The organism is Mesorhizobium sp. M7A.F.Ca.US.006.04.2.1 (assembly GCF_004022915.1).
Lineage (GTDB): Bacteria > Pseudomonadota > Alphaproteobacteria > Rhizobiales > Rhizobiaceae > Mesorhizobium > Mesorhizobium ciceri.
Genome location: NZ_RZQA01001291.1, coordinates 1 through 1,173 on the forward strand (window position 1 = coordinate 1; position 1,173 = coordinate 1,173).

At 61.7% G+C, this 1,173-nt stretch carries 3 protein-coding genes; all 3 read right to left on the reverse strand.

What is annotated here, in order from left to right; translation table 11 throughout:
* The coding region (gene rplP, locus EN925_RS36725) for a 50S ribosomal protein L16 (RefSeq protein WP_128337411.1) at nt 1–205 on the reverse strand (205 nt) is incomplete at its 3' end.
* A 27-nt stretch (nt 206–232) separates the two neighbouring features.
* The gene (gene rpsC, locus EN925_RS36730) at nt 233–958 is read right to left on the reverse strand and encodes a 30S ribosomal protein S3 (protein WP_013531426.1); all 726 of its coding nucleotides are present in this window, start codon (nt 956–958) and stop codon (nt 233–235) included.
* A partial coding sequence (locus EN925_RS36735) for a 50S ribosomal protein L22 (protein ID WP_128337412.1) occupies nt 958–1,173 on the reverse strand: 216 nt, incomplete at its 5' end. The genes rpsC and EN925_RS36735, both read right to left, overlap by 1 nt.

Genomic DNA, 1,173 nt, shown 5'->3' on the forward strand with positions numbered 1-1,173 from the left:
AAATACGGATCCAGACGCGACCAGCGCGCTTCATTTCACGGGTGATCGCGCGGCGGGCCGCCTCGATCTCACGTGCGGTGACGCGGTTCGGCTCAAGCGCCTTCAGCCCGAAACCACCGAAATCCAGGTTGGTGCCGCCCTTTGCGGTACCATGGATACGGCCCTTGAACTGCTTGCGGAACTTTGTGCGCTTTGGCTGCAGCATCGTTCTAACTCCAAATTCCTAAATGTCTCAGGCGTTTTCGCGACGACGACCGCGTTCGCGATCACCACCACCGCCATGCGCTGCATCGCTTTCGCTGGCCCGACGCTCCGAAGCCATCGGGTCATGCTCAAGGATCTCGCCCTTGAACACCCAGACCTTGACGCCGCAGATGCCATAAGCCGTGTGCGCTTCGGCCGTACCGTAGTCGACGTCCGCACGCAGCGTATGCAGCGGCACGCGGCCTTCGCGATACCATTCCATGCGCGCGATCTCGGCGCCGCCGAGGCGGCCGGCGCAGTTGATGCGGATGCCTTCGGCACCGAGGCGCATCGCCGACTGAACGGCACGCTTCATGGCGCGGCGGAACGCGATACGACGCTCGAGCTGCTGGGCGATCGACTGGGCGACCAGGGTCGCGTCGATCTCCGGCTTGCGCACTTCAACGATGTTGAGGTGCGTCTCGGACTTCGTCATCTCCATCAGCTTCTTGCGAAGCTTCTCGATGTCGGCGCCCTTCTTGCCGATGATCAGACCCGGGCGCGCGGCATGGATGGTGACGCGGCACTTCTTGTGCGGACGCTCGATCACGACCTTCGAGATGGCAGCCTGCTTGAGCTCCTTCTCGAGATACTTGCGGATCTTGATGTCCTCATGCAGCAGCTTGCCGTACTCGCCGGTGTTCGCGAACCAGCGCGAATCCCAGGTGCGGTTGATGCCGAGGCGAAGACCGATCGGATTGACTTTCTGGCCCATTATGCGGCCTCCCCTTTTTCTTCGACTTCACGAACGACGATCGTGAGGTGCGAGAACGGCTTCTCGATACGGCTGGCGCGACCGCGGCCACGGGCATGGAACCGCTTCATGACGATCGACTTGCCGACATAGGCTTCCGCCACGATCAGTGCATCGACGTCCAGGTCGTGGTTGTTTTCCGCGTTGGCGATTGCCGATTCCAGCGTCTTCTTGAC

Excerpts from the sequence above, each read along its gene's own strand:
- rpsC (WP_013531426.1), bottom strand. The coding sequence starts at position 958 with ATGGGCCAGAAAGTCAATCCGATCGGTCTTCGCCTCGGCATCAACCGC.